Genomic DNA, 20,244 nt, shown 5'->3' on the forward strand with positions numbered 1-20,244 from the left:
CCTCGCCCGCGCCTGGACCCGAGTGATCTACCGCTGCTGGCAGACCCGCACGCCCTACGACCCCACCCTCCACGGAGCCGCCAGAATCATGCAATCCGCGGCCTGAGGTTGACTCAGGAAGTGTCATACCCACACGGTACCGGTTATGAAAACGTTTCGATAGGCCTCGTCAGGAGATGAGACCGGCGAGGCGCTCGGCGGTGCCCCGCGCGACCTCCTCGGTGGGCGCCTCGACCATGACGCGGACCAGCGGCTCCGTACCCGAGGGGCGCAGCAGGATGCGTCCTTCCTCGCCCAGCGCCGCCTCCTCCGTGGCGAGCGCCGCGACCAGGTCCGACGATGCCATCGCCGCGGTCTTGTCGACCACCTTCACGTTCACCAGTACCTGCGGCAGCACCGTGAGCACCGACGCCAGCTCGGCCAGCGACGAGCCGGTCTGCGCCATCCGCTCCATGAGCTTGAGCCCGGTGAGCACGCCGTCGCCCGTGGTGCCGAGGGCCGGAAGCACGATGTGCCCCGACTGCTCGCCGCCCAGGGCGTAGCCGCCCGTGCGCAGCTCCTCGAGCACGTACCGGTCGCCCACCGCGGCGGTCCGCAGCGTGATGCCCGCGGCCTTCATCGCCAGGTGCAGTCCGAGGTTGCTCATCACGGTCGCGACCAGCGTGTGCTCGGTGAGCTCGCCCGCCTCGTCCATCGCGATGGCGAGGATCGCCATGATCGCGTCACCGTCGATGGTCCGGCCGTCGGCGTCGATGGCGAGGCAGCGGTCCGCGTCTCCGTCGTGGCCGAGCCCCAGGTCGGCCTCGTGCGCGAGGACCGCCGCGCGCAGGCTCTCCAGGTGCGTCGAGCCGCAGTCCCGGTTGATGTTGAGCCCGTCGGGCGCGTCGTGGATCGCGATCACCTCGGCGCCCGCGTCGCGGTAGGCCTTGGCGGCCACCGTCGAGGCGGCGCCGTTGGCGGCGTCGACGACCACCTTGAGCCCGGCGAGGGGGACGTGCACGGCCGACTCCAGGTGCGCGACGTACCGGTCGACGGCGTCGAAGGCGCGCTTGACGCGGCCGATCGCGGCGCCCGTCGGGCGGGGCGGAGCGGGGTCGTCGAGGGCCGCCTCGATGGCGTCCTCCTGCGCGTCCTCGAGCTTGTGCCCCCCGCGCGCGAAGAACTTGATGCCGTTGTCGGGCATGGGATTGTGCGAGGCGGAGATCATCACGCCGAGCGCCGCGTCGTACTCGGCCACCAGGTGCGCGACGGCCGGCGTGGGCAGGACGCCCACGAGCAGAACGTCGACGCCGGCACTGGTCAGGCCCGCGGAGACCGCCGCGGACAGCATCTCCGACGATGCCCTCGGGTCCCAGCCGACGACGGCGAAGGGCCGCGCGGGCCCCTCCGGATCGTGCGCCCCCAGCGTCGCCGCCGCGGCCGCGGACAGCCGCAGCGCCAGGTCGGCGGTCAGCTCCTCGTTGGCCAGGCCGCGCACACCGTCGGTCCCGAACAGACGCCCCATGGATCAGTACCTCACAAGTAGAGAAGGGTGGAAACGAGACCAGGGCAGGCGCCCGCACGGATGCGGGTGCCTGCCCTGATGAGAGGCTGCAATCAGCGCTTGCTGTACTGCGAAGCCTTGCGGGCCTTCTTCAGGCCGTACTTCTTGCGCTCCACGGCACGCGGGTCACGCGTGAGGAAGCCGGCGCGCTTGAGCGCGGGGCGATCCTCGGGCGAGACCTCGATCAGCGCGCGGGCGATGGCGAGGCGCAGCGCGCCGGCCTGGCCCGACGGGCCGCCACCGGTGAGGTTCGCGGCGATGTCGAAGGACTCGAGGCGCTCGACGGTGACCAGCGGCGACTTCACCAGCTGCTGGTGCAGCTTGTTGGGGAAGTAGTCCTCGATGGTGCGGCCGTTCAGCACGAAGTTGCCGGTGCCGGCGGTCAGGCGCACGCGGACGACGGCCTCCTTGCGGCGGCCGACGGTCTGGATGGGACGCTCGACGACCACGGGGCCACGGGGGGCGCGGGTCTCGGCAGCGGCCTCGGGGGTCTCGGAGGTGTACTCGTTCAGTACGACCTCGGCGTCGCCCTCGACGTTCTCGATGGTCTCGCTCACTGGGCCACCTGCTTGATCTCGTAGGGAACCGGCTGCTGCGCGGTGTGGGGGTGGTTCGGGCCGGCGTAGACCTTCAGCTTGCCGCCGATGGCGTTGCCCAGCTTGTTCTTGGGGATCATCCCCAGAACGGCCTTCTGCACCACGCGCTCCGGGTTCTTGGAGCCGAGCACCTCAGCCATCGTGCGCGAGCTGAGACCGCCCGGGAAGCCCGAGTGGCGGTAGTGCCGCTTGTCGGTGAGCTTGGCGCCCGAGAGGGCGACCTTCTCGGCGTTGATGATGATGACGTAGTCGCCGCCGTCCACGTTGGGGGCGAAGGTCGGCTTGTGCTTGCCGCGCAGCAGGGTTGCAGCTGCGACAGCGAGACGGCCGAGCACCACGTCAGAAGCGTCGATGACGTACCACTGCCGGGTCACGTCACCCGCCTTCGGGGTGTAAGTAGGCACAGGAGATCCTCTGCTCGATGGTTCGGTGCCGGTCCATGCGCGGCGAGAGCACCCCCGGCGACCAACGGAGACCCGGGACTCGACTCCGCTCCACCCGTTCGGGCAGCGCGGCGCCACACACCAGCGGACCAGAGTACGCGGGAACAAGGGTGCAGGTCAAAACGCCCGACGGTCCGCCGCACCCCGGCCCGGAATCAGGGTGCGGCCCAGGGTCGTCCCCGATGTGGCCGGCACCGTCGGAACATAGGTTCCAGACATGACCTCCCCGACCGTGGAGGCGGCACCGTCGGCGCCCGAGACCGCGCCCGTGCCCGCCTGGACCACCGCCCAGAAGATCGGCTTCCGCCTGCTGTTCACGATCGGCGGTGGGCTGACCCTGCTCGCCGTGTTCGGCAGCCTGCAGCTGGGCCCGGTGATGCCCGCCGTGCAGGATCCGTTCGCCCGCCTCGGGGCGCTCGTCACGGGCACCGAGCCGCAGCTCCTGGCGCTGCGCGGCGCCGGCGACTCGCTGGGGATCTGGCAGTACCACATCGGGTGGGCGGTGACGGCCGTCGTGATCACGGCGGTGTGGACGCTGCTCGATCGCGGGCGGCGCGACTACCGCGCCCTGGGCGGCCTGCTCTGGCAGGTGGGGCGCATCGCGCTGGCGAGCGGCATGATCTTCTACGGCCTGGGCAAGGCGATCCCCGTCCAGATGGCGTACATGGAGCTGCCGACCTACGCGCTGCAGCCGGCGGGCGACATCAGCCGGATGAACATGCTGTGGGGCTTCATGGGCGCCTCCGACGGCTACTCGATCGTCACTGGCCTCGTCGAGCTGATCTCCGGCCTGCTGCTGCTCTCCCGGCGCACCTGGGTGCTGGGCGCGCTCGGCTCGATCGTCTCGATGGTCCAGGTGGTGCTGATGGACACCTTCTACAACGTGCCGGTCAAGTTCCTCTGCTTCGAGTTCCTGCTCATCGCGATCGGCCTCCTCGCGCCCCAGTGGATCAACCTGGTCCGCGTCGGATTCGGCCGCGCCGCCGGGCCGATGCCCGCCCTCTGGCCCGCCGCGGGGGCCGACCTGACCTGGCTGCGCCGCACCGGCAAGGTCCTCGCCGTGCTGGCGATCGCATCGATCTCCGCGCTGGGGCTGTACTCCGGGGTGAGCACCAAAGCCGCGCTCGCCGAGACCCGCAGCGACATCGACGGCGTCTGGCACGCGACCTCCTTCCGCGTGAACGGCGTCGAGGCGACCCTGGCGACCGACCCCGCATGGATCAACATCGCGATCACCTACCGCGGCCGCGGGATGTGGGAGTCCACCGGCGACGGCTACACCTCGTTCGTCACCCAGGACGCCGCCGCCCGCGCGACGCCCTGGGTCCTCGAGGTCGACGATGCCTCCCTCACGATCAAGCCGCGCAAGTCCGGCCCGGAGACGGTGCTGCGGTACACCCAGCCCGACCGCGACCACCTCACCCTCGCCGGCCGCGTCGACGGCCGGGAGATCACCGCGGCGTTCGAGCGCCGCCCGATGAAACGCGCCTCGGAGGACCTGCGGTTCACCCACCCGATCCCGGACGAGGACGCGCCGAGCCTCGACTTCCCCTGACATCCGGTTACATCTGTCACTAGGAGGCACTCGTGAGTGAGCCATACGATTCGGTCATGAGCGAACCCCAGAGCCACGGAACGCAGTCGTCGCCGGCCCCGGCCGCTCCGCAGCCCTCCGCTCCGCAGGCGTCCGTCCCTGAGGCGCGGTGGTCGGGAGCGCAGAAGCTGGCCTTCCGGTTCCTGTTCGTGATCGGCGGCGGCATCCTGCTGCTCTCGCTCTACGGCAACGTCGGACTGGCGCTCCTCTGGAAGGTCAGCGGGATCTGGTGGCTGCTCGCCCAGATCGGCAGCTACGCGGCGCGCGGGCGGGGCGTGGACATCGTCCTCACCGCCGGCGGGGACAACCTGTGGCAGTGGTGCATGCACCTCGGCTGGATCATCGTCGGCGTCGTGATCGTGGCGGTGTGGACCGCGCTGGACCGCAACCGCCCGAACTACCGCTCGCTGCTGGGACTGCTCGGGGTCCTCGCCCGGTTCTGCCTCGCCCTGTCGATGATCATCTACGGCCTCGCCAAGGTGATCCCCACGCAGATGGGATACATGGCGCTGCCCTCGCAACAGCTGCAGCTCACGGGCGACACCAGCCTGTTCACGACGCTCTGGGGCTTCATGGGCGCCTCCGTTCCGTACATGGTGGCCACGGGCCTGATCGAGCTCGTCGCGGGCGTGCTGCTGCTGTGGCGGCGCACGGCGCTGCTGGGCTCGCTACTGGCGATCGTGGCGATGGCGCAGGTGTTCCTGCTCAACCTGTTCTACGACGTCCCGGTGAAGATCGTGGCCGGCGAGCTGCTCGTCGTGGCGGTCGCCCTCACGGCGCCGTACCTGCCGAACCTGCTGCGGGTGGTGTTCAACCGCCCCGCGCCGACCCCGGTGCCGCCGCTGCCCGTGGCCGGGGCCGGTCCGGCGTGGTCGCGGATCACCGGGGTGGTCCTCAAGTTCGCGGTGGCGGCGCTGATGCTCGTCGCGCTGACCGCCACCGGGGCGATGACGGTGTACGTGATCCACACTCCGCGTTCGGGCCTCGACGGGATCTGGCGTGCGACCTCATTCACGATCGACGGCGCGCCGGCCGGGGTCACCCAGCGCGATCCGGCGCCGTGGTCCAACGTGGCGATCACCTTGCGCGGCAGCGAGAGCAACGCCGTGCTGAGATCCTTGGGCGAGGGCTACGACAGCGTCGTGACCCAGGAACCGTCGGGGAAGACGGTCGCGTGGCAGCTCGCGAAGAAGGGCGAGGTCCTCGAGCTGCGCAAGCACAAGGACGACGCCCCGCTACTCGTCACCGCCCGCCTCGAGGGCGACCGGCTGCACCTGTCCGCGACCGTCGACGGGAAGCGGATCGAGGGCGTCTACGAGCACCGGTTCATGGAGCGCGACCGCTCGCACTTCCGCCTCGTCCAGCCGGACGGCGACGGCGATCCCGGCCCCGAACGGGGAGGTCCCTGACCCCACGGCGCGACTGCGCGACCGGGTGGAGCGGGCCCGGCCCGGTGCCCGTCCGCGATCGTCCCGGCGTTCCCGGCCCGCGCGGCGCATGATGGAGGCATGCGCCCCGAACTCAGATCCGTCCCCGGTGCCCCCGCCCCGACCGGGGTGGTGTTCGCCGATCCGCACGTGACGCCCGACGGGACGACCGTGATCGAGGTGTCGCGCGTGCGGCGCCGACGTGGCGGCGAGCTGCGCACCTCCGCGCTCGGTGTCTACGCGATCCGGGACGGCAAGGCCGTCTGGTCGCCCGCCGTCGACGCGGACCGGATCGCGCTGATCGGGGTGGCCACCGGTTTCGTCGCCGCGACCCTGGCCACCCTCGCCGTGCTGCGGCAGCCGCCGTGGCCGGCGCTGACCGGGACCATCAGTAGGGCGCTCGATCGCTGAGCCCCGCCCCGGTCAGGTTCCGCCCGGCTCGTCGACCATCGCGACCTGCACCAGCTCGACGCCGCGAGCGCGGGAGACCCAGGTGCCGCGACCGGGCGGCAGCGGGCACATCTTGACGGTGCCGAGGACGGTGCCCTCCTCGCGGGAGCCGCTCATCACCAGGCCGTCCGCGGCGAGGTCGCGGATGCGGGCGAGGAAGGTCTCGTACAGGCCGCGCGCGAGGCCGCCGCTGCGCCGGGCGATGACCACCTTGAGCCCGATGTCCCGCGCCTGCGGCAGCAGATCCAGCAGCGGCGCGAGCGGGTTCCCGGTGGCGCTCGCGACCAGGTCGTAGTCGTCGACGATCAGATAGATGTCGGGCCCCGTCCACCACGAGCGTTCCTTGAGCTGCTGCGGCGTGACATCCGGACCCGGGCAGCGGTCGCGGAGGATCTGCACCAGGTGCGCGACCATCGGCACGAGCGCGTCCGACGACGACGCGTACCCCGCGAGGTGATCGCCCTCGATCACGCCGAGCAGCGTGCGGCGGTAGTCGACGAGCAGGACCTTGGTCTGCCGCGGCGTGCCGCCCGCGACGAGGGAGGCGATCAGCGTGCGCAGCGTCTCGGTCTTGCCGCACTCGCTGTCGCCGAGCACCAGGAAGAAGGGCTGCGACTCGAACTGCAGTGTCGCCGCGGCCAGCTCGGATTCGCCGACGCCGAACACCGCGTGCGTCGGCAGCGCGTCGCGGCGCCCGGGGATGCGGTCGCGGAGCACCAGGTCGGGCAGCATCCGCACCGCGGGGGCACCCTCGGTGTACTGCGCGGCCAGGCCCGCGACGACCGCGTCCTGCGCGGCGGGGAGGTCGTCCGACGGTGCGCCGCACGGCAGCGCGACCAGCATGTGCAGCTGCTCGGAGGTGATGCCGCGGCCGGGCCGCCCCATCGGGACCAGCCCCGCGACCCGGCGGCCCATCTCCGAGTCCATCGGGTCGCCGAGCCGCAGCTCGATCCGGGTGCCGAGCTGGTCCTTGACCGCGGGCCGGATCTCCCCCCACCGTGACGCGGCCACCACGAGGTGCACGCCGTACGAGAGCCCCTGGGCCGCTATCGCGTTCACCTGCGGCTCCAGCACCTCGAACTCCGTCCGCAGCACCTGCCAGCCGTCGATGACGAGGAAGACATCGCCGAACGGGTCCGCGGCGGCCGCCGGATGCGCGCGGTACTGCTCCATCGACTGCACCCCGTGCTCCCGGAACGCCGCCTCCCGCCGCCGGATCAGTCCGGACACCTCGGCGACGGTGCGCCGCACCCGATCCGGATCCAGCCGACCCGCCACCGATCCCACGTGGGGCACGCCCGCCAGGCCGGCGAGCGAGCCGCCGCCGAAGTCCAGGACGTAGAACTGGATCTGCCGCGGCGTGTGCGTCAGCGCCGCGGACACCACTAGGGTCCGCAGCGCGGTGGACTTGCCGGACTGCGGGCCGCCGACCACCGCGACATTGCCCTGCGCACCGAACAGGTCCACCACCAACAGGTCCCGCCGCTGGTCGTAGGGGCGGTCGACCACGCCGATCGCGACCCGCAGCGGCGTCGCATCGTTCCGGCGGAGGTGTTCGGCCAGTTCCCCGACCGCCGCGGACTCGTCGAGCGGTGGCAGCCACACCTCGTGCGCGGGGAGCCCGTGCCCGGACAGCCTGCCGACCATCGTCTGCAGGAGCGACGGTGCGCCCTGCGTCCCGCCCGGCGGGTTCGGTACGCCCGGTCCGGCGGCGGACGGCCGCACCGGGTCACCGGGCTGCGCCGGGATCCGCTGCAGGCCCGCCGGAAGTCCGGAGGCGCGCCGCTCGATCGGGGCGGCCGCGTTGCGGTACTCGCGCACCGTCGCGCTCCCCACGCTCGCTCGTCGGGCCGCCGCGGGTCCCGCGCTGGGCGGCACGTACTCGCCGGAGACGTAACAGGCGTGGAAGCGGCGCGGCGGGTCGGCATCGAACTTGAGGTAGCCCGCTCCCGGCGTGGACGGCAGGTGGTAGGCGTCCGGGACGCCGAGGACGGCGCGGGATTCGCTGGCGGAGAAGGTCTTGAGGCCGATCCGGTAGGACAGGTGCGAGTCGAGTCCGCGGAGCTTGCCCTCCTCCAAGCGCTGCGAGGCGAGCAGCAGGTGGATGTGCAGCGACCGCCCGAGGCGCCCGATGGCGACGAACAGCTCCGCGAAATCGGGCTTCTGCGCGAGCAGTTCGGAGAACTCGTCCACGATGACCACGAGCGCCGGCAGCGGGTCGAGCGGGGCGCCCGCGCGGCGCGCCTTCTCGTACTCGCCCACGTTGGCGAAGTTGCCCGCCCGCCGCAGCAGTTCCTGCCGGCGGTTCATCTCGCCGGAGAGCGCATCGCGCATGCGGTCGACCATCGCGATCTCCTCCTCGAGGTTCGTGATGACCGCGGCGACGTGGTGCAACGACTCCAGGCCGAGGAAGGTGGCGCCGCCCTTGAAATCGACGAGAACGAGGTTCAGCGCTTCCGGCGGGTGCGTGGCGACCATCGACAGCACGAGTGTGCGCAGGAACTCTGATTTTCCGGAACCCGTTGCGCCGATGCACAGCCCGTGCGGCCCCATGCCGTTCTCCGCGGCCTCCTTGAGGTCGAGCTCGATCGGCTCACCCTGCGGCCCCACTCCGATCGGGACGCGCAGCCGCTCACGCGCGGTGCGCTCGCGCCACACCGACTGGGGCGTGATCGCCGCCGCGTCGGCGATTCCGATCAGCGCCGGCAGGCCGGGATCGGACGGTCCGCGCTCACCGTCGAAGTCCAGCAGCTCGGCCATCGACGCCGGCCGGAACCGCCCGATCCGCCGCGCCGTGACCTGGGCGGCGCCCGCGGTGACGGCATCGGGCCGGGCGAAGAACTCGACTCCCGCGGCGCTGCGCGCCCCGAGTCGACGCGAATCGTCCACCACCAGCTGGAGGCCGGAGCGAACGGCGAGCGAGTCGGGTTCCGGGGCCAGGTCGATCACCGTCACGCCGTCGATGCCGACCGCCGCGTCGAGGGCGCCGCCGGGCGTCACCGCGATGCCCCGGTCCAGCAGGATCACGTGGTGGCTGCGCCCGGGGTCGACGGGGGTCGCGCGCGCGAAGGCACCGCGATCGGCGAGGTCCGGTGCGATCGCCTCCTCGAGCTCCGCGGCCGATCCGTAGACGGTGCGGACCGGGCCGAGGGCGTCGCACTGCGTCGGATGCGCCACGTGCGGCAGCCATTTGAGCCAGCCCCATTCGGCGGAGTCCACGTCGGTGGTCGCGACGGCGATCCGCACGTGGTCCGGACCGTGCAGCAGCGCCAGGCTCAGCAGCATCGCGCGGGCGGTGTCGAAGACCTCGGCCCGCGGACCGTCGAGCCCGACGGCGGGGAATCCGCGCAGGGCGACCGCCACCGGCAGGCCCGGCACGGACGCGCCGTGCCGGACGAACCGGCGCAGGGCCACCGTCGACACCGGTTCCAGGTCCTCGAGCGGCCCCGTCTCCGGCGGCACGAGCCGCGTGGCGAGCCGCTGGCCACCGACGCCGACCCGCACGTGCAGGAAGTCCGGATCCGCCGGGCGCCGCTCCCACATGCGCCGCGTCCCGACGCACCCCGGCAGTGCCTCCGGGTCCGGATGGATCCATTCCAGCGCCGCGCGTTGTTCGGTGCGGGTGCGGTCCACCTGGCCGCGGATCTGCCCCAGGTAGCGCAGGTAGTCCTTGCGGTCCTCGTTGAGCTCGGCCGCGGACGCGCCGTTGCCCCGGTTGTTCATGCCGTACATGCCGAACATCGACATCAGCATCATCAGCGGGAACATCATCATGTACGGGCTCTGCATCATCGCGCTGCCCGAGGTGAACATCAGCGCGATCATGCCCACCACCGCGACCACCATCACCACGGGCAGCAGCTTCCCGAGCAGGCCGCCCGGGACGGCGCGCGGGATCTCGGGCGGCGCCTGCAGCGCCACCTCGCCGCCCGGCGTGCGCGGCGGCGCGAGTCGCTGCTTGCGTGCGAAACCCTCTGTGACGGGCTCGAAGACCACGTCCGTCGTGTCGGCCACGTATGTGCCTCCCCCGGAGTGCGGCGCGCCCCCACGCGCCGTCGTGGCACCACCATGCACCGCGCGGCCCGCCGACGGAAGGGGTTCGACGAAGTTCGTCCGAAGGGGAACCGATCGCGGGGCCGGTGCGTCTAATTCATATCGGGCCCGGTGCGGGCCCGCCGGAGGGCATGCGAGGGGAGCGTCATGACCGACATCGACATCGCGGAGGAGACGGCGGCGGAGGTGGCCCGGCTGAGCCGGGTCTCGGTGCTGTGCGGCGGCGCACAGGTGGACGTCTCCCTGCCGTTGCTCACGCCCACCGAGGTGCTCATCCCGGAGCTGGTGCGGCTCTTCGGCGATCGCATCGGCGAGTCGGCGGAGTCCGCCTGGTCGCGGCCGTGGCGATTGGCCCCCGTCGGCGGGGAGCCCTTGCCCGGCCCGCAGACCCCCGCGGACAGCGGCATCACCGACGGTGCGCTGCTGGTCCTGTTCGTGGCCGACGCGCCGCCCCCGCCGCCGGTGTTCGACGATGTCTTCGATCGGACGGCGGCCGACCTGACGGCCGGCGGGCGCTGGGACGAGCGGGCCGCGACGATCGTGGGCCTCGTAGTGCTGGTCCTCGCGGTCCTCGCGACCGGCGCGGTCTCCCTGCGGCTCGGTCTCGCGCCCCGCAGCGCCGACGGCAGCGTTGCGGGCGCCGACCGGGTGTTCGCCCAGCTGTGGTGCGGCGCAGGCGCAGTGGCGCTGATCACCGGATCGCTGCTGACGGCGCGCCGGATGCGCTCGGCCGGGCCGGTTCCCACGGTGCTCGCGGCGAGTGCCGCGGTGCTGGCCGCGGCCACCGGCGCGCTCACGGTGCCGCTCGGCGCCGACGGCCGGTACGGCGCGGCGCACGCGCTGCTCGGCTGCGCCGCCGCAGCGGTCACCTCTCTCGTCGCGCTGCGCTTCACCGGCCGCGGCATCGCCGTCCACACCGCGGTGCTCACGGCGGCGGCAATCGCGGGCCCCGCGATGTTCGCCGCGATGTGGCTGCCCGGCCACCGGGCGCCGATCGGGGCCACCGTCGCGATCATCTCCTATCTGGTGCTGGTCTTCGCGGCCCGGATCGCCGCCGTCGCGGCCCGGATCCCGTTGCCGCACGTGCCGGCCGCGGGGGAACGGATCGACCCCATCGACGACGACCCGCCGCCCACCGTCGCCGGTGTCGGTGCGGTGGCGTCCGGGCTCGTGGACGAGCAGGCCGAGGTGCCGCGCTCGGGCTTCGCCCAACTGATCTGCACCGGGATCACCGTCGGGGCAGCGGCAGCGGGAACCGTGGCGGCCCTGACCGTCGGCGCCGGTGACCGCGAACTGCCCGGCCAGCACCTGGCATTCGTGCTCGTCGTCGCCATCGCGTTCTGCCTGCGGGGCCGCACCCACGCGGAACCGATCCAGGCGAGCGCCGGGGTGCTCGGCGGCGCGGCCATCGCGATCGGCACCGCCACGAGCCTGGCCTGGGGCTACGGGGCCTGGCCCGCGATCGGTCTCGTCGCGCTGGCCGCGATCGCCGGCCTGGCCCTGGCCTGCGGCGCGGCCGCTCCGCGCATCACGTTCAGTCCCGTCCAACGCCGGCTGGCGGAGGTCGGCGAGTACCTCACGATCGCCGCGGCCGGGCCCCTGCTGGGCTGGGTGTGGGACGTGTACGCCACGGTCCGGAATCTCTGATGGGGCGGCGGATCCGGGCCGTCACCGTCGCCGCGGTGGCCGCTCTGGCGATGCCTGTCGTTCCGGCCTCCGCCGATCCGCCACCGGCGGACGGCGCGCCGCGCGGGCCGGTGGCCCCACTCGCGCCCACCGTCCAACGGACGCAGTGCAACACGCTGCGCACGCAGGCCGGCACCGACTACGGCCGCGCCGATCACGCCGCGCGCGCCCTGCGCTTCGACCAGGCGTGGCGATTCACTCGCGGTGAGGGACAGAAGGTCGCGGTGATCGACACCGGCGTCACACCGCACCCCCGCCTCGGGGAGGTGATCGCGGGCGGGGACTACGTCTCCTCCGGCGACGGGCGCGATGACTGCGACGCCCACGGCACCGCCGTCGCCGGGATCATCGCCGCCCGTCCCGCCCCGGGGGACTCCTTCGCGGGCGTGGCGCCCGCGGCGTCGATCATCGCGATCCGCCAGGCCAGCGCGGCCTTCGAGCCGCAGCAGCGCGGCGTCAACAGCCACGGCAACGTGACCACGATGGCGTACGCGGTGGTCCGCGCCGTCGACCTCGGGGCCACCGTCATCAACATCTCCGAGGTGGCGTGCGGGCGATCGGCCGCCGAGCTCGGCGACGACGCTCTCGGCCGAGCCGTGCGCTTCGCCGCGGAACGGGACGTGGTCGTGGTCGCGTCGGCGGGCAATGTCGGGTCCGGCGGGCCCTGCGCGGAGCAGAACACCGATCCCGCGGCGCCCCTGACGATCGCGTCGCCCGCCCGCTTCGCCGAGCACGTGCTCGCCGTCGGCGCCACCGAGCCCGATGGGCGGCCGGCGGCGTTCTCGCTGGCGGGGCCGTGGGTCACCGTCGCCGCGCCGGGCACCGACGTGACCACGCTCGAGCCGCGCGGCGCCGGCCTGGCCAACGCGCAGCTGACCCGCGAGGGCACCGGCCCACTCGCCGGCACCAGCTTCGCCGCGCCCTACGTGGCGGGGGTCGCCGCGCTGGTCCGATCGCGCTTCCCGCACCTCACCGCGGCGCAGGTCCGCGCCCGGATCATCGCGACCGCGCGGCGATCGGCGGGGATGGGCGGCGCGGGCATCGTCGACCCCGTCGCGGCCGTCACCGCGGAATCGCCCGGCGAGCTCGCCGCCCCCGGCCGCCTCGACATCGCGGCGGTGCCGGCACCGGACCACGGGCCGCGCACCGTCTCGCTGGGCGGCCTCGGCATCCTGCTCGTCGCCGCGGTCGCCGCGTGCCTCACCCGCCGCTGAGCGGCCCGTTCTCCTTCGGGCTCAGCGCGACACCGTGATCCGCGTTCCGTCGCGGGTCACCGCGGCGGCGCCGCGCGTGAGGTCCGGTCCCGCGGGCAGGGCCGAGAGCACCGACCAGGCCACGGGCCGCGGCTGGTGCAACAGGCCCAGGATCTGCGCGGTCGCCGGGTCGGGTACGCCGAACCGCACGCCCGAATCGGAGACGTAGAACAGTCCGTCACGGCGCTCGCCGCCCGGCTGCGCCGAGATCACGTACTCACCCGATCCGGACGGCACGAGCGCCGCGTCCAGTGCGTCGCCGGCACCGTCGGCCCCGGCGAGCGCGACGGGCGCACCGGACCCGGGCGGCGCGGTGAAGGTGCGCAGTTCGACGGTGCCCCCGCCCTTTCCGTCGGCGGAGGCAGCGGCGCAGACGACGGGCGCCTCCTGCAGCGTGCGGACGACGGGCCGCCTGTCCGGTAGGTCCCCGACGGGCACCGAGCGCCGGACGGGCGCGGCGGCGACGACCGAGGCGGGCACGGTGGCGATCGGCCCGCCCACCGGGTCACCCGCGCGGATGAGGTCGGCCGCCCATTGCCCTACCGGCTGCACCCCGTCAGCGAGGACGGCGTAGAGGCGGTCCCGGTCGGCATCGGAGACCCGAACGATATCGCCCACATGCGATCCGGGGACCGCTGCAGCAGCTTGGCCGCGGCCGGGGATCTGCGGGACGGCGATGTCGTCGATCCGGGCGAAGGCGTTGAGCACGGGCGCGCTGACCGAGCGGGCCTGCGTGCCGTCGATGCCCGCGAGCCGCCGGACCACCGGGTCCGCGGGATCGACCGGCGCTCGGAAACCCCGCAGCAGCAGGAAGTACCGGTCATCGCGGCGCACCAGCACCGCGCCCTCGTCGGCGGCCCCCTCGTCGACGGAGGTGACCATCGTGTCGAGCGCGTCCCGCGCGGCGGGCTTGTCCGGCGGCGCCGGGCGCGTGCGGTCGCAGAGCAGCCACGGTGACGCGCCGTCCTTCCAGGCCGATACCGGTCCGAGGATCTGGGCCGGTGCGCCGACGATCCCCACCTCGGGGCCCCGCCGGAAGTCGCTGAGCCGCTTGTCCTTGACCGCGGTCGGCGAGGCGGCCTCGCCGACCACCAACCGGGCGGACGCGAGGCCGGTGACGGGATGCAGCACGTCGTCCACGCGGACGTACAGTGCGCCGGACTCCTTCGCCAGCACGATCTTCGCGTTCCCGACGGCGCCCTGCGGGCGGAGCAACGCGAGGACCCCGCAGCCGCCGGTGACCACCAACGCCAGGATCAGGCCCACGACGAGAGAGCGGGACTGCGAGGCCATGGGATCCGAGATCATCCGCGGATCGCGCCGCAGCAGCGCGTGATCCATGCGCCGCAACACGAATCGGTACCCGCTGACCTGCGCGCGGGTGGTCAGTTGTTTACGCATTTCTCGCTCGCCCTCCCCCGGGGTGCGTGCCGATCCGCTTCCCCCGAAGCGGTCGTACTGTCGCCGAGAATACGGTACTTTCTCAGCACTGCAGGACGTTTCGGGGGAGACGGCCGGGCTCGAGGGGGAGCATTCATGGATCAGTCACTACCGTCGACCGGACTCGCCGCTCCCGGGAGATGGAACCGCTCGGCCTGGCCGGGCACCGGCGCGGTGCTCCTCGCGGAGCTGGGCGCCGCTGCCGCCGGTCTCGGCACCGCGGCGCTCGGCGGGCCGCACTGGGCCGCCGCCGGCGCCGCGCTCGTGGTCGGGGGCGGGGCGCTGACCCGGGTGCGCGGCACCGCCGGTGCGGAGTTCGTCGCGGACCGGCTCGCCCTGCGCGCGGCGGCCGGGGTCCGGGTCGAGGCCGCGCCGTATCCCGGCGGCGGCGACATCGGGGTACGGCGCAGCGGCGACGGCCTGACCGCGTTCGTGCGCATCGCCGCGTCGACGCCGCAGGTGGTCGCGTTGCTGCGGCGGGACGACCCGGCCGTACCGCTGGGCGTGCTCGCGGCGCTGCTCCGCCACGGCGACACGCCCGCGTCGCGGATCGACGTGCTGCTGAGCGGCGGTCGTGCGCCCGGCGAGCCGCCCGCCCCGTACCTGCGGTACCGGCACCTCCTGGGACCCGTGAACCGGTGGGCCGCGGTCGACGTGCTCATCGGCATCACGGTCGATCCGCGCGCATGTGCCGCGGCGTGCCTACGGCGGGGCGGCGGACCGTCGGGCGAGGGACGGGTCGCCGCGCTGGCGGCGCAGCGGGCGATGGACCTGCTGCGCGCCGCGGGCGTCGACGCGGCCGTGGTTCGCCCGGCCGAGGCGGCGCACCTGGATGCCGCCCCGCCGCCCGGGGCCGAGTATCTGGACCCCGAGATCCTCGCCCGCGGCGGGCTCGGCGCCCTGTTCCACGCGGACGCTCCGGGCACCGCCGGCGTGACGCTGCGCGCCGGTGCGGATCGCGGAGTCCGACTGGGCGCGTGGTGCAGTGGGGCCGGATCGGGCCGCCACCCGCGGCGCGGCGATCACGAGGCGACCGGGGCGGCGAGCGCCCTGGAATCCCTCCACATCCCCGTGAGCGGGGCCGGTCAGATCCTCGGGTCCGATGCGGCCGGCGGGCCGGTGGGAGTGCGCCTCCACGGTCCCGGCGTGCGGACGGTCTGGGCCGCGGTCGCCGACGATCCGGCCCGCCAGCTCGTCGAGCGCGCCGTCGCGACCGGCGCGCGGGTACTCGTCGTGACGGGCCGACCCGCGATGTGGGAGCCGCTCGTCTCCTGGGTGGGATCGCCGCGGCACCTGTGGATCTCCGGCTGGCGGTACCCCCATCCGATCGCGCCCCTTCCCGCCGACTACACGGTGACCGTGCTCGACGGCACCGCGATCGGGCTGCCGCCGGGCTCGGTCGAGCCCGCGGGCACCGTCTGGCGGGTCGAACAGGCCGGGATCTCGCCGGTCTCCGAAGCGGACGTGGTGCTCAGCCAGCCGATGCCCGGGATGCTCACCGTGCGCACCGACGGTGCCGCCGCGACCCTGCGGCTCGTCGCCTGACGCTCTCCCCCGCACGACGGGGCCCGGCGACCGATCGGCCGCCGGGCCCCGCCTCCGCTCCCGCTACACCTGCCAGCCCTGTGCCGCCTGCGCGTTGGTCGTCTGCATCGACTGGACCGCGTTCTCGGCGGCGGTCTTGACGCGGGCCAACAGCGAGGTGATCTCCTCGAAACCCGAGTTCCACTTCGTCTGCACCGCCTGGTACGCGGTCGCGGAATCCGGGTCCTCCCAGGCGCCCTCGAACTTCATCTGCTCCGTGCGGATGCCCTCCGCCTGCTGGAGCAGCACCGTCGTGCGGGTGGCGATGTCGTCGAGCGCGCCGCGGATCGTGGCGTAGTCGTACCGGATGTAGTCACTCATGATGTTCCCCCTTGTTGGTTCTCTGCTCAGACGTTCAGCACGCCGCCGAAACCGGCGTTGATGTCGGAGACGTTCTGTTCCTCCTGCGCGCCGTAGCTCGCGGTGTTGGCCGTGAGCATCGCGCTGATGTCGTTCAGCGCGGTGTTGATCTTGGCCGCGCTCTCGTCCCAGCGCGCCATCACGCCGAGGAACGCCACCTGCGCGGCGCCGGCCCACACGCCCTGCGTGGCCTCCACGTCGCCCCGCAGCTGTCCGAGCGTGCCCTTCATCTGAGCGCCGAGGTCGTCCAGCGTCCCGGCACTGGTCTTCATCGCCGCGAGTTCGGCCTTGGTCGTCATGTCGTACTCCTCCCCGCCGGACGTGCCGGCACGTCGCGACCCGCACCGGTTGGCGTGGGCCGTCCCCGGTCACGGCGTCCAGCCGCCCCCCGGAAGTTCTTCGCAGGCGCTCCGCAGCGCCCTGCCGATCCGATGCGTGCTCCCCTCGGCCACCGCCATCCACGCCCCGGCACCCGTCCCGCCCGCCGTGCGGACGACGATGCAACCACTCGGCGCGTCGATCACCGCGACCGCACCCGCACAACGGGATTCGCCCGCGTGCACCGTGAACTCGACGCTGCGCCGCGACTGTGTGAACACTCTCGCGATCAGTCGCGCGGGATCCGCCCCGACCCCGATCGCGCGGAGTCCCGCGGCGACGGCGGACGCGTCCCCCGCGCACAGGGCCTCCCTCCCCGGCGCGGCGGGAAAGGAGGCCGCGACAGCGGGATCCGCGGGTGCACCCGCGCCGAGGAGCGGCGCCACGAGCGCACCGAGACGATCCGCGGAGCCATCGCAGTGCGGCAGGTCCACGGTCGCCGTACCCGCACTGCGGATCACCCGCGCCGTGCGCGGCCCCGAACGGGCGAGGCACAGCCGCGACCCCAGCGCATCGGACGCGCGTCCTTCGATCCGCACCTCCGGTGCGGCGAGGACGCCCAGGGCCGCGAGCTCGTCGTCGTCCAGGACGGGATCCGCCCCCGACTGCTCGGGCACCGGTCCGCCGGGTTCGACGGTGCGCCGCGGGTCCGGCGGCGTCCACAGCACGGGCGGCACCTCGGTACCGAACCGTGCCGTCAGCGCGGCCACCGCGTGCACGCTCACAGCTCCTCCACCAGGCTCTCGCCGTGCGCACCGAGCACCGCGGGCGCGGCGTGCACCACGAAGGCGTCCGGGGCGTCCTCGTCGCTCGCGGAGGGCACGGCCCCCGGCGTGTGTCCGGACGCGTGCTTCGCCGCCGCCCCGGCGGCCGCCGCACCCATGAGTCCCGCGGGCATCATCGGGAACCCACGACCACCTGCTGCGGCGTTGTTCCCCGCCGGCGCCGGCCGGGCGCCGGCGGAGGCCTGCTCACGCTGCAGGGCGCTCACGGGGAACGCGGACAGCGGCGTCGCCGGGACCCCGACACCACCGGCTCCGCGGCCCGCCCCGGTCCCGGTGCCGGTGCCGGTGCCGGTGCCGGATCGCTTGTCCTTACCCGGCTTCTCGCGCCCCGCGTCCGCCTTCGGCGGCGGGGCGAGATCCCAGGGCACCCGCAGCGGCTCCGCGGCGCGTTCGAAGCCCACCATCACGGCGGCGGCGGTGCCGTGCGCCTGCTGCTCGGCCCGTTCGGCGTCCACCGCGGCACCGACCAGCGCCGCCACCGCGGGCTCGGCACCGCCGGCGTCCGCGGCGGCCCGCGCGTTCTCCCGATCCGTGCGCATCCGCGTGGCGTCCGCCACCGAGGGCATCGCCCGCGCCGCCGTCTCGTAGGCGGACGCCTGGCCCGCGAGCTTCGCTGCGTACTCCGCGAGGTCGGCCGCGTGCCGGGCCAGCCAGCGTGCGTACTCCGGGAGGGGGCCGGTGCGCCGGGCATCGGTATCCGCGCGCCCCGTGTCCACCGCACCGTCGAGCTGCACGACGAGCCGATCGAGCTGGACCGCGGCGGCGCCGTACGCGGACGCGAGCCGCGCCGTCTCCTGCGCGGCAGTGGTGAGCGGCTGTGCGCCCGCGCCGCCCAACAGCTCGGTCGCGAGTCGCTCAGTGGGGCGGGAGTACCAGTCGACCCCCGTGAACCCCGGATCGCGCGGCACCGTCAGACCGCCAGACCGACGACCGCCGCGAGCTCCTCGTCACTGCGCTGGACGGCCGAGACGTGCCCGTTCACGGCCTCGCCGAGCCGGCGCAGATCGGCGGCGGCGGTCTCCGCGGCGCGGGACTGGGCCTCCCCCATCCGCCGCGCCGTGTTCGCCACCGCGACCGACACCTCGTCGCGCCCCGTGGCGGGCGGTGCGGCGTGCGCCGCGAACCGCTTCTGCGCGTTCTCGAGATCGACGACGATCCGCTCGATGCCGCGGGCGATCTCCCGCGCCTCGCGCGGATCCATGCTGAGCCTGGTACCTGTCATGGTCGTGCACTCCCCCCGAAGTTCTTCCCTCATTCATTAGACGCACCGGCCCCCGGCGCGGTTCCACCCCGCTACAGGCGAAGTTCGACATCGGGCCCGGAAAGGTCGGCGGACGGCGATGCATCGCCCACCACCTGCGGCCCGACCAGCGGCAGATCCCCGAGCACCGCCTCGCCGTTGTCACTGGTGACGAGGTAGTCGGGCACCGAGTGCTCCGCCCCCGTGGCCCGGGCCCCCGCGGCGCCCGCCGCCCCCATCGGCATCATGCCGCCGCCCATCCCGGTGCGGGTCAGCACTTCCGAGGCGGGGACCGTACGCGCGCCGCCGTCGACGACGGGGGTGCGCGACACGGGCGTTCCCGAACTCGGCTGCGCCAGAGCGGCGGACGCCGCGCCGAGGCCGGCGCCGGTGAGGCCGACGGCGCCTACGCCACCGCCGCCTCCGCCGGTACCCGCGCCCGCGCCGCCGGCGGTGCTGGTCGTGGCCACCGGGAAGGCGTCCCGGTCGGCGTCGGGCGCGCGGGCCCCCTCGGGCTCCGCGGTCGAGTCGGCCGATCCGCCGATCGCCTCCGCCGCCGAGCTCGCCACGCTCACGGCTGTTTTCACGGCACCCGAGACGGTGTCGGTGGCGAGCTTCGTCACGCCCGTGAGGGCGCCCGTGACCGCGGAGACGACGCCGGGCACGATCGACGCAGCGGCCTGCGCCGCCGTCGTCGCCGCCGTCATCGGCGGCGCCGCCACCGGCACCTTGCGGCCCGCTGCGCCCACCTGCGCGCTGAGCCCCGAGAGCTGACTCTTCGTGCGCGCCACCACCTCCGTGGCGTGCGCCAGATGCTCCTCGGCGGCCGCTACCGCCGCCGCCTGCCCGGGCGGGAGCCAGAGCGACGGTCCGAGCGCCGCGATCACGGACATGAACGAGTCGATGATCGCCTGCAGCTCCGCCTCACCCGTGCCGACGACGGTGGCGGCCTCGCCGACGGCGGTGGAGAGCTCCGCGCCCTGCTCCGCGGCCAGACCCGTACCGGTCGCGGCCTCGAGCCCCTTGCCGGTGGCCGCCGTCGCCGCGGGTCCCTGCCATACCGAGGAGAGCTGCCCGAGGGCCTGCATCCCCGTCGACACCCCCTGCTCGAGCGCCTTCGACGCCCCGGACAGTGCCGCCGACGGGTCCAGCCCGCTGAAGCTGCCCGAACCGAAGGTGGACAGCAGATCCGTCATGGGTTTGACGAGGCCCGCCACGTCGAATCCCGGGAACTCCGGCGCCTCCGGCACGCCCTTCGGGGCGGGCGGAAGCTCCTGCTGCGGTGGCTTCTCCGGCGCTGTGGGCACCGGCGGCAGGCCCAGCGCGGCGAGGACCTCGTTCACCGGCCGGTCGAGCAGCGCCCGGATCGCCGGGTCGAGCCCGCCGTCCGGCGTCGCGGGTTCGGACATGGC

General features: G+C 73.8%; 17 protein-coding genes. 6 read left to right on the plus strand and 11 right to left on the minus strand.

From position 1 onward, the window contains the following. Positions 1-169 precede the first annotated feature (169 nt). From glmM to rplM, 3 genes are all read right to left on the minus strand, one after another. Positions 170-1,504, minus strand: a complete 1,335-nt coding sequence (glmM, locus tag HF999_RS18560; protein WP_168547322.1) for a phosphoglucosamine mutase — start codon at positions 1,502-1,504, stop codon at positions 170-172. Positions 1,505-1,596: 92 nt separating this feature from the next. Continuing rightward, positions 1,597-2,100 carry a 30S ribosomal protein S9 gene (rpsI, locus tag HF999_RS18565; protein WP_068573327.1) on the minus strand — a complete coding sequence of 168 codons (504 nt, stop codon included), beginning with the start codon at positions 2,098-2,100 and terminating at the stop codon, positions 1,597-1,599. After that, entirely contained in the window at positions 2,097-2,543 is a 447-nt protein-coding gene (rplM, locus tag HF999_RS18570; RefSeq protein ID WP_068573325.1) for a 50S ribosomal protein L13, read from the minus strand. Before rplM ends, rpsI begins: the two co-directional genes overlap by 4 nt. A 256-nt stretch (positions 2,544-2,799) precedes the next feature. Here rplM and HF999_RS18575 point away from each other — a divergent pair, with 256 nt between their 5' ends. The 3 genes from HF999_RS18575 to HF999_RS18585 all read left to right on the plus strand — a co-directional run bounded on the left by HF999_RS18575 (position 2,800) and on the right by HF999_RS18585 (position 6,014). Beyond that, the gene (locus HF999_RS18575; protein ID WP_168547323.1) at positions 2,800-4,137 is read left to right on the plus strand and encodes a hypothetical protein; all 1,338 of its coding nucleotides are present in this window, start codon (positions 2,800-2,802) and stop codon (positions 4,135-4,137) included. 56 nt (positions 4,138-4,193) lie between these two features. Further along, a complete protein-coding gene (locus HF999_RS18580; protein WP_246208071.1) occupies positions 4,194-5,585 on the plus strand; it encodes a hypothetical protein in 1,392 nt (463 codons plus the stop codon). Positions 5,586-5,684: 99 nt separating this feature from the next. After that, a complete protein-coding gene (locus HF999_RS18585; protein WP_168547324.1) occupies positions 5,685-6,014 on the plus strand; it encodes a hypothetical protein in 330 nt (109 codons plus the stop codon). 12 nt (positions 6,015-6,026) lie between these two features. Here HF999_RS18585 and eccCa read toward each other — a convergent pair whose 3' ends face one another. Then, a complete protein-coding gene (gene eccCa / locus HF999_RS18590; RefSeq protein ID WP_312854200.1) occupies positions 6,027-10,067 on the minus strand; it encodes a type VII secretion protein EccCa in 4,041 nt (1,346 codons plus the stop codon). Positions 10,068-10,253: 186 nt separating this feature from the next. Between eccCa and eccD the strand changes: the two genes are divergently transcribed. Together eccD and mycP are read left to right on the plus strand one after the other, a co-directional pair. Further along, on the plus strand, positions 10,254-11,753 hold the full coding sequence (gene eccD / locus HF999_RS18595; protein WP_168547325.1) for a type VII secretion integral membrane protein EccD: 1,500 nt from the start codon (positions 10,254-10,256) through the stop codon (positions 11,751-11,753). After that, positions 11,753-13,006 carry a type VII secretion-associated serine protease mycosin gene (mycP, locus tag HF999_RS18600; RefSeq protein WP_210733952.1) on the plus strand — a complete coding sequence of 418 codons (1,254 nt, stop codon included), beginning with the start codon at positions 11,753-11,755 and terminating at the stop codon, positions 13,004-13,006. Before eccD ends, mycP begins: the two co-directional genes overlap by 1 nt. Positions 13,007-13,027: 21 nt before the next feature. Here mycP and eccB read toward each other — a convergent pair whose 3' ends face one another. Further along, positions 13,028-14,446 (minus strand): type VII secretion protein EccB, encoded by a 1,419-nt coding sequence (gene eccB, locus HF999_RS18605; protein ID WP_168547326.1) that lies wholly within the window; start codon positions 14,444-14,446, stop codon positions 13,028-13,030. Between the two features lie 135 nt (positions 14,447-14,581). On the opposite strand from eccB, the gene HF999_RS18610 reads away from it, so the two are divergent. Next, a complete protein-coding gene (locus HF999_RS18610; protein WP_168547327.1) occupies positions 14,582-16,030 on the plus strand; it encodes a type VII secretion protein EccE in 1,449 nt (482 codons plus the stop codon). Positions 16,031-16,093: 63 nt separating this feature from the next. On the opposite strand, the gene HF999_RS18615 is transcribed toward HF999_RS18610, so the two are convergent. The 6 genes from HF999_RS18615 to HF999_RS18640 form a co-directional block, all read right to left on the minus strand. After that, complete coding sequence (locus HF999_RS18615; RefSeq protein ID WP_168547328.1) at positions 16,094-16,390, minus strand: WXG100 family type VII secretion target; 297 nt, start codon at positions 16,388-16,390, stop codon at positions 16,094-16,096. 26 nt (positions 16,391-16,416) lie between these two features. Continuing rightward, a complete protein-coding gene (locus HF999_RS18620; RefSeq protein WP_168547329.1) occupies positions 16,417-16,728 on the minus strand; it encodes a WXG100 family type VII secretion target in 312 nt (103 codons plus the stop codon). A 69-nt stretch (positions 16,729-16,797) separates the two neighbouring features. After that, positions 16,798-17,532 (minus strand): ESX secretion-associated protein EspG, encoded by a 735-nt coding sequence (locus HF999_RS18625; RefSeq protein ID WP_168547330.1) that lies wholly within the window; start codon positions 17,530-17,532, stop codon positions 16,798-16,800. Continuing rightward, positions 17,529-18,500, minus strand: coding sequence for a PPE domain-containing protein (locus HF999_RS18630; protein WP_168547331.1), 972 nt, complete (start codon positions 18,498-18,500; stop codon positions 17,529-17,531). The genes HF999_RS18625 and HF999_RS18630 overlap by 4 nt, the downstream gene beginning before the upstream one ends. Before the next feature lie 2 nt (positions 18,501-18,502). Next, positions 18,503-18,793, minus strand: coding sequence for a PE domain-containing protein (locus tag HF999_RS18635; RefSeq protein ID WP_168547332.1), 291 nt, complete (start codon positions 18,791-18,793; stop codon positions 18,503-18,505). 92 nt (positions 18,794-18,885) lie between these two features. Then, entirely contained in the window at positions 18,886-20,241 is a 1,356-nt protein-coding gene (locus HF999_RS18640) for a WXG100 family type VII secretion target (RefSeq protein ID WP_168547333.1), read from the minus strand. Positions 20,242-20,244 lie beyond the last annotated feature (3 nt).

Source organism: Tsukamurella spumae (assembly GCF_012396015.1).
In the GTDB taxonomy this organism is placed as follows: Bacteria; Actinomycetota; Actinomycetes; order Mycobacteriales; family Mycobacteriaceae; genus Tsukamurella; species Tsukamurella spumae.

Bases quoted from the DNA above. Each gene is read 5' to 3' on its own strand.
- HF999_RS18640 (WP_168547333.1), bottom strand. From the start codon at position 20,241: ATGTCCGAACCCGCGACGCCGGACGGCGGGCTCGACCCGGCGATCCGG.
- eccD (WP_168547325.1), top strand. From the start codon at position 10,254: ATGACCGACATCGACATCGCGGAGGAGACGGCGGCGGAGGTGGCCCGG.
- eccB (WP_168547326.1), bottom strand. From the start codon at position 14,446: ATGCGTAAACAACTGACCACCCGCGCGCAGGTCAGCGGGTACCGATTC.
- HF999_RS18580 (WP_246208071.1), top strand. From the start codon at position 4,194: ATGAGCGAACCCCAGAGCCACGGAACGCAGTCGTCGCCGGCCCCGGCC.
- HF999_RS18615 (WP_168547328.1), bottom strand. From the start codon at position 16,390: ATGAGTGACTACATCCGGTACGACTACGCCACGATCCGCGGCGCGCTC.
- HF999_RS18620 (WP_168547329.1), bottom strand. From the start codon at position 16,728: ATGACGACCAAGGCCGAACTCGCGGCGATGAAGACCAGTGCCGGGACG.
- HF999_RS18575 (WP_168547323.1), top strand. From the start codon at position 2,800: ATGACCTCCCCGACCGTGGAGGCGGCACCGTCGGCGCCCGAGACCGCG.
- HF999_RS18635 (WP_168547332.1), bottom strand. From the start codon at position 18,793: ATGGATCCGCGCGAGGCGCGGGAGATCGCCCGCGGCATCGAGCGGATC.
- glmM (WP_168547322.1), bottom strand. From the start codon at position 1,504: ATGGGGCGTCTGTTCGGGACCGACGGTGTGCGCGGCCTGGCCAACGAG.
- HF999_RS18585 (WP_168547324.1), top strand. From the start codon at position 5,685: ATGCGCCCCGAACTCAGATCCGTCCCCGGTGCCCCCGCCCCGACCGGG.
- HF999_RS18610 (WP_168547327.1), top strand. From the start codon at position 14,582: ATGGATCAGTCACTACCGTCGACCGGACTCGCCGCTCCCGGGAGATGG.
- mycP (WP_210733952.1), top strand. From the start codon at position 11,753: ATGGGGCGGCGGATCCGGGCCGTCACCGTCGCCGCGGTGGCCGCTCTG.